At 75.7% G+C, this 6,316-nt stretch carries 6 protein-coding genes and 1 pseudogene; 3 read left to right on the top strand and 4 right to left on the bottom strand.

Annotated elements, in window-relative coordinates; all coding sequences use genetic code 11:
* Both ABD308_RS29035 and ABD308_RS29040 read left to right on the top strand, forming a co-directional pair.
* Positions 1-686 (top strand): annotated as a pseudogene (locus tag ABD308_RS29035) (hypothetical protein); the annotation flags it as partial.
* Between the two features lie 131 nt (positions 687-817).
* On the top strand, positions 818-1,999 hold the full coding sequence (locus ABD308_RS29040; protein ID WP_344340895.1) for an alpha/beta hydrolase family protein: 1,182 nt from the start codon (positions 818-820) through the stop codon (positions 1,997-1,999).
* Positions 2,000-2,090: 91 nt separating this feature from the next.
* On the opposite strand, the gene ABD308_RS29045 is transcribed toward ABD308_RS29040, so the two are convergent.
* The 4 genes from ABD308_RS29045 to ABD308_RS29060 all read right to left on the bottom strand — a co-directional run bounded on the left by ABD308_RS29045 (position 2,091) and on the right by ABD308_RS29060 (position 4,497).
* Positions 2,091-2,252, bottom strand: coding sequence for a hypothetical protein (locus tag ABD308_RS29045; protein WP_344340898.1), 162 nt, complete (start codon positions 2,250-2,252; stop codon positions 2,091-2,093).
* Positions 2,253-2,307: 55 nt separating this feature from the next.
* Positions 2,308-2,709 carry a pyridoxamine 5'-phosphate oxidase family protein gene (locus ABD308_RS29050; protein ID WP_344340901.1) on the bottom strand — a complete coding sequence of 134 codons (402 nt, stop codon included), beginning with the start codon at positions 2,707-2,709 and terminating at the stop codon, positions 2,308-2,310.
* 67 nt (positions 2,710-2,776) lie between these two features.
* Entirely contained in the window at positions 2,777-3,415 is a 639-nt protein-coding gene (locus ABD308_RS29055; RefSeq protein WP_344340904.1) for an MBL fold metallo-hydrolase, read from the bottom strand.
* Positions 3,412-4,497: an S-(hydroxymethyl)mycothiol dehydrogenase gene (locus ABD308_RS29060; protein ID WP_344340909.1), complete on the bottom strand. Its 1,086-nt coding sequence runs from the start codon at positions 4,495-4,497 to the stop codon at positions 3,412-3,414. The genes ABD308_RS29055 and ABD308_RS29060 overlap by 4 nt, the downstream gene beginning before the upstream one ends.
* 435 nt (positions 4,498-4,932) lie before the next feature.
* Between ABD308_RS29060 and ABD308_RS29065 the strand changes: the two genes are divergently transcribed.
* Positions 4,933-6,186 carry a cytochrome P450 gene (locus ABD308_RS29065; protein ID WP_344340915.1) on the top strand — a complete coding sequence of 418 codons (1,254 nt, stop codon included), beginning with the start codon at positions 4,933-4,935 and terminating at the stop codon, positions 6,184-6,186.
* Positions 6,187-6,316: the final 130 nt, after the last annotated feature.

Consider the following 6,316-nt stretch of genomic DNA (forward strand, 5'->3'; position numbering starts at 1 on the left):
CGCTGGCCGAGGCGGGCCGGCTGTTCGGGCGCCTCGCGCACCTGCTGGACGCCGCCGAGGACCAGGAGGCCGACGCCGCGAGCGGCGCCTGGAACCCGCTGACCGCGACCGGCACCGACCGCGCCGAGGCCGAGCGGCTCTGCCGCGACGCCGTGCACGGCATCCGGCTCGCCCTGCGCGACGTCGAACTGGCCGACCGCGCCCTGGTGCACGTGCTGCTCGCGCACGAGACCGAGCGCGCAGTCGAGCGGGTCTTCGGCCGGGCCGGCCACACCGCCTGCCGGGTCAAGACCGGGGACGGCACCCCGCTCGCCGCCAACCCGTACCAGGCGCCGCCGCAGCACGACCCGAACCAGGCCCCGCCGCAGGACCCCGGCGCGCCGGTGCCGCCGTGGGTGCCGCAGGGTCCCGGCTTCACCCCGCCCGGCGGCCCGCCGCCCAACCGCCGCAACCTGGTGGCCGGTTGCGCGGCCTGGGCGCTGATGGGCTGCACCTGCCAGCTGCTCTGCTGCGAGCACAACCACCCGTTCACCGGCGAGCGCCGCGAGGGCTTCTGCGCCCGGCACGAGCCCTGTGACTGCGGCAACTGCGGCGACTGCTGTGACGCCTGCCAGTGCTGCGGGGACGGGTGCAACTGCTGCAGCGGCTGCTGCGACGGCTGTGACGGCTGCGGCTGCGACTGCTGAGCCCGCCCCCAGGTGGAGCCGGACCCGGCCGGACGGCGCCCCGGCCGCCGGGCCGGCTCCCCCTCGCGGCGTAGCGGCCGTCCACCGGCGGAGCGACGTGCCGGGGGTGGCCGCAAACCTAACGTGGCGTCATGCCGAAGAACCGATGGTGGCGCTCCGCCGCCCTGACGATCGTTTCCACCACCCTGGCCCTCTCCCTGGCCGGCCCTGCCACCGCCGCGACCGGCGCCGCTTCCGGTGCCGGCACCGGCGCCGGCGTCGCCGGCACGGCCGGGCCGCACGTCCCCGCACCGACCGCGCACCGGCCGATCGGGACGGCCTCCGCGCACCTGGTCGACACCGGCCGCCCCGACCCGTGGCGCGCCGACGCACCGAACCGCGAGCTGATGGTCACCTTCTGGTACCCCGCGAACTCGCCGCGCGGCGCCCACGCACCTTACATGTCACCGGAGTTGTCCCGGGCGCTGTACGGCTTCGAGCAGCCCGCCGCGCTGCACACCGGCGCGGTGGCCGACGCCCGGCCGGCCGCCGGACGGCACCCGCTGATCCTGCTCTCCCCCGGCTTCGGCCTGAGCCGCACCTCGCTCACCGCCCTCGGCGAGGAGTTCGCCTCCCGGGGCTACGCGGTGGCCGCCGTCGACGCCACCTACGAGACCTCGGTGGAGTTCCCCGGCGGCCGCGTCGAGTCCTGCCTGGCCTGCGGACAGGAGGGAACGGACCCGGAGTTCGGCGCGAAGTCGTCCCGCGCCCGGGCCGCCGACCTGCGCTTCGTGCTCGACCGGCTCACCGCGCCCGGGCACGGCGGCCCGGTCCGCGGCCTGAGCGTCGACGCCTCCCGGATCGGCGCCGCCGGACACTCGCTCGGCGGGGCGGCCGCCCTGGAGGCGATGCGCCAGGACCCGCGGATCAAGGCCGCGGCCAACCTGGACGGCAGCATCTGGATCCCGGCCGGCGACGACACCGGGCGCCCGGCCCTGCTGTTCAGCGCCGCGCTCGGCGGCTCACCGGAGGCCGCCCGCAACTGGGAGGACAACTGGCGGCGGTTCACCGGCCCCCGCTACTGGGTGGACCTGCCCGCCGCCGGGCACCTGTCGTTCTCCGACCAGCACTGGCTGGTCGACACCCTCCACCTGCGTGACCAACTGCCGCCGGGGGCTTACCAGGAGAACTTCGGCACCCTCACCGGCGGCCGTACGCTGGCGGCCACCCGCGCCTACCTGGGCGCGTTCTTCGACCGGCACCTGCTCGGCCGTCCGGCCCCACTGCTCGACCGGCCCTCGCCCAGGTTCCCCGAGGTCCGCTTCGCCAAGTAGCCCACCGGGCACGGCGGTCCGACCGTGGTCGCCCGTCCGCGCGCCGCGCTGCCACAGCGGCAGCACCGCGACCCGCGCGGCCGGGCGGCGCTCATCCCTCACGGCCCGGCCCCACCGGCGTCCGGCGGTCCGCCGCCAACGAGTCCTCCAGCCGGGCCAGCAGCACCCGGAACCGATCCGCGTCCTCGGCCGTCATCCGGCCACCCTCACCCGGCGCCCGCACGCCCCGGTCCCCCGTCGTTCCCTCGTTCATGCCCCGACCGTAGACCGCGACGATCAACACCGGATAAACGGAACACCGACCGCTGCTACGCCCGGCCCAGGACCCGGTCCACGGTGATCTCGATGACCACCCGGTCCGGGTTCACCCGCGGCTCGCGGTAGCGCTCGGCGTACCGCCGCTCCGCCTCGGCCACCGCCTCCGGCGCGTCCCGGACCACGGCGACCCCCTCCAGCGTCGACCAACGCGCCCGGTCCACCTGGCACACCGCCACCCGCTGCCCGGCCTCCCCGGCCGCCAGCACATTGCGCACCTTCCGGCTGCTCCGGCTGCTGATCACCCGCGCGACCCCGCGCTCCGGCTCGAACGTCACCCCCACCGGCACCACGTGCGGCGACCCGTCCGGCCGCCGGGTGGTCAGGGTGGAGATGTGCCGCTCCCGCCAGAAGGCGAGGAAGACGTCGTCGAGCGCGCGCGGATCATGGGCCATGCCCGCGATCGTACGTCCCCGGGCCCGACGGCCGACCGCCGGGCCCNNNGGTCACCGCCCGACGGCCTCAGTGGCCGCGGGCGATCCAGTCCGGGAGGGCCGGGGCCTCGGCGCCGATGGTGGTCGGGTCGCCGTGGCCGGTGCGGACCACCGTGTCCGGGGGCAGGGTGAGCAGGCGGTCCCGGATGGAGTCGATGATGGTCGGGAAGTGCGAGAACGAGCGGCCGGTGGCGCCCGGGCCGCCGTGGAAGAGGGTGTCGCCGGTGAAGACCGTGCCGAGGTCCGGGGCGTGCAGGCAGACCGCGCCCGGGGCGTGGCCGGGCGTGTGCAGGACGGTCAGCGTGATGCCGGCGACCTCGATCCGCCCGCCGTCGGCGAGCTCGCCGTCGGGGAGGCGGTCCGGGTGGGTGAGCTTCCACAGCGGGAGGTCGTCCGGGTGGAGCAGGACGGGTGCGCCGGTGCGCGCGGCCAGCTCCGGGGCGGCGTCGATGTGGTCGTTGTGCGCGTGGGTGGAGACGATGGCGAGCAGCCGGCGGCCGGCCAGCGCCTGCTCGATCGCGGCGGCGTCGTGGGCCGCGTCGATCACCACGGCCTCGGTGTCGTCGCCGACGATCCAGACGTTGTTCTCCACCTCCCAGCTGCCGCCGTCGAGTTCGAAGGTGCCGGCGGTGACGAGCCGGTCGACGCGGGCGGGTCCGGCGCTCACAGGACCACCACCGAGCGGAGCACGTCGCCGTGGTGCATGCGCTCGAACGCCTGCTCCACCGCGTCCAGGCCGATGGTCTCGGTGACGAAGGCGCCGAGGTCCAGGCGGCCCTGGAGGTAGAGGTCGATCAGCATCGGGAAGTCCCGCGAGGGCAGGCAGTCGCCGTACCAGGAGGACTTCAGCGCGCCGCCGCGCCCGAACACGTCGAGCAGCGGGAGCTCCAGCTTCATCTCGGGCGTGGGGACGCCGACCAGGACGACCGTGCCGGCCAGGTCGCGGGCGTAGAAGGCCTGCTGGTAGGTCTCCGGGCGGCCGACCGCCTCGACCACGACGTCCGCGCCGTGGCCGCCGGTCAGCTCGCGGATCGCCTCGACCGGGTCGGTGTTCTTGGAGTTGACGGTGTGGGTGGCGCCGAGCTTCTCGGCGGTGGCGAGCTTGCGGTCGTCGATGTCCACCGCGATGATCTTCGACGCGCCGGCCAGCCGGGAGCCCAGCACGGCCGCGCCGCCGACGCCGCCGGAGCCGATCACCGCGACCGTGTCGCCCCGGCCCACGTTGCCGGTGTTGATCGCGGCGCCGATGCCCGCCATCACGCCGCAGCCGAGCAGCCCGGCGACGGCCGGGTCGGCGGCCGGGTCCACCTTGGTGCACTGGCCGGCCGCGACCAGGGTCTTCTCGGCGAACGCGCCGATGCCCAGGGCCGGGGACAGCTCGGTGCCGTCCAGCAGCGTCATCCGCTGCTTGGCGTTGTGGGTGTTGAAACAGTACTGGGCCCGCCCCCGCTTGCAGGCGCGGCACTGGCCGCAGACGGCGCGCCAGTTGAGGACGACGAAGTCGCCGGGCGCGACCTCAGTGACGCCCTCGCCGACCGTCTCCACGATGCCCGCGGCCTCGTGGCCGAGCAGGAACGGGAACTCGTCGTTGATCCCGCCCTCGCGGTAGTGCAGATCGGTGTGGCACACGCCGCAGGCCTGGATCCGCACCACCGCCTCGCCCGGCCCGGGGTCGGGCACGACGATCGTCGTCACCTCCACGGGCGCGCCCTTGGCGCGTGCGATCACTGCCTTGACCTGCTGGGCCATCCGTTCCACCTCCGTCGGCCGGTGCCGCTCCGCACCGGCGTGACCTGCGTCGACACGGTCGGTCGACACGAGTCGATCGACTCGCCCACGAAGCGTATCCCCCGGCCCGGCGGCGGGTCCGGGAACGTCCCGGGTGATCCGGCTCACCGGGGCCACCGGCCCCTGGGGGCGCGCGCTGGGGCACGCGGTCGCCGCCGAGCGCCCCCGGCCGTCGCGGTGCCCTCACCATGCCCGCGCCACCCGGGCGTTGGCTGGAATCGTCGCTGACGGCCGCCCGTCGCCCACGTACGGTCTAAGCGAAACCCGGCCCACCAGGCACACCCGTCGACCCCCGTCGACCACCCGTCGACCGCCCCGCCCGTCCCCGCGCACCACCCGGATCCACCCCCCGCAGGCCGCCCGCACGCGGCCACCGCCCTGGAGTCTGGAGTACGGATGTCCGCCGAGAACAGTGCCACCGGTGCCGGAACCGGTACCGATCCCGCACCCGCCGCCGGCCCCGGCACGGCCCAGGCCGTGCTGCCGCCGCTGCACTGCCTGCGCCTGCTCGAACCCGGCCCGCCCCGGCTGGCCGCCCTGCCCACCGGCACCCCGGTCTGGCTGGTCAGTCGGCACACCGACGTCCGGCAGGTGCTCACCGACCCGCGCCTGGGCCGCGCCCCGCTCTTCGCGCCGGACGCCCCGCCGGTCACCCGCGCCCCCAACCTGCTCGACGACCCCACCGCGCTGCTCAACATCGACGGCGTCGAGCACCAGCGGCTGCGCCGCACCGTGCAGCGCGCGTTCACCCCGCGCGCGATCGCCCGCTGGCGCCCCTGGGTCGCCTCGGTCGTCGAGGGCCTGATCGACGAGCTGATCGACCAGGGCTCGCCCGCCGACATCGTCGCCGCCTACACCCGCCCGCTGCCGGTCGCCGTGATCAGCCGGCTGATGGGCCTGGACCTGCTCGACAGCAAGCGCCTGGAGCACTGGAGCGACCACGCCCTGGCCACCACCGCGTACACCCCGCAGGCCATCCGCACCGCGATGGACGAGTTCGCCGGATTCGGCGCCGAGGTCGTCGCCGAGCGCCGCGCCGAGCCCGGCGACGACCTGGTCAGCAGCCTGCTCGCGGCCGCCGCCGACACCCCCGGGATCACCGAGGAACAGATCGTCACCCTCGTCATCGGGCTGGTCGTGGCCGGGCACGAGACCACCATGACCTCGCTCGGCAACGCCCTGGTCTACCTGCTCGGCGAGGGCCGGGACGCCTGGCACCGGCTCGCCTCCGACGAGCAGAGCGCGGCCGCCGCCACCGAGCAGCTGCTGCGCGCCGTGCCGCTGGGCGACGCCGACACGCTGCCCGGTCTGCTGCGGCGGGCGGTCGAGGACATCGAGATCGGCGGCGTGCGGATCCCCGCCGGCAGCGTGGTCGCCGCCGACGTCACCGCCGCCAACAGCGACCCGGAGGTGTTCACCGGGGACCTGCTGACCGAACTCTTCTCCCCGCTCGCCGCCCCGAGCTACACCTTCGGCGCCGGGCCGCACCACTGCCTGGGCGCCTGGCTGGCCCGGATGGAGCTGGAGATCGCCCTGCACCGGCTCGCCCGGCGGCTGCCCTCGCTGCGGCTCACCGCGCCGCAGGACACCATCGACTGGCGGCACGGCCTGCTGACCCGCAGTCCGCAGCGACTGGAGGTCGCCTGGTGACGGATTCACGGACGGCCCCCGCCGTCATCGTCCAGGTCGACCGCGACCGCTGCATCGGGTCGGGCATGTGCGCGCTGACCGCGCCCGGCTCGCTGGCACTCGGCGCCGACGGCCTCGCCCGCCCGCTGCG

Source organism: Kitasatospora putterlickiae (assembly GCF_039527695.1).
Classification (GTDB): Bacteria; Actinomycetota; Actinomycetes; order Streptomycetales; family Streptomycetaceae; genus Kitasatospora; species Kitasatospora putterlickiae.

What these genes read in the sequence shown, in the direction of transcription:
- ABD308_RS29045 (WP_344340898.1), bottom strand. Translation starts at nt 2,252, where the DNA reads ATGAACGAGGGAACGACGGGGGACCGGGGCGTGCGGGCGCCGGGTGAG.
- ABD308_RS29060 (WP_344340909.1), bottom strand. Translation starts at nt 4,497, where the DNA reads ATGGCCCAGCAGGTCAAGGCAGTGATCGCACGCGCCAAGGGCGCGCCC.
- ABD308_RS29065 (WP_344340915.1), top strand. Translation starts at nt 4,933, where the DNA reads ATGTCCGCCGAGAACAGTGCCACCGGTGCCGGAACCGGTACCGATCCC.
- ABD308_RS29040 (WP_344340895.1), top strand. Translation starts at nt 818, where the DNA reads ATGCCGAAGAACCGATGGTGGCGCTCCGCCGCCCTGACGATCGTTTCC.
- ABD308_RS29050 (WP_344340901.1), bottom strand. Translation starts at nt 2,709, where the DNA reads ATGGCCCATGATCCGCGCGCGCTCGACGACGTCTTCCTCGCCTTCTGG.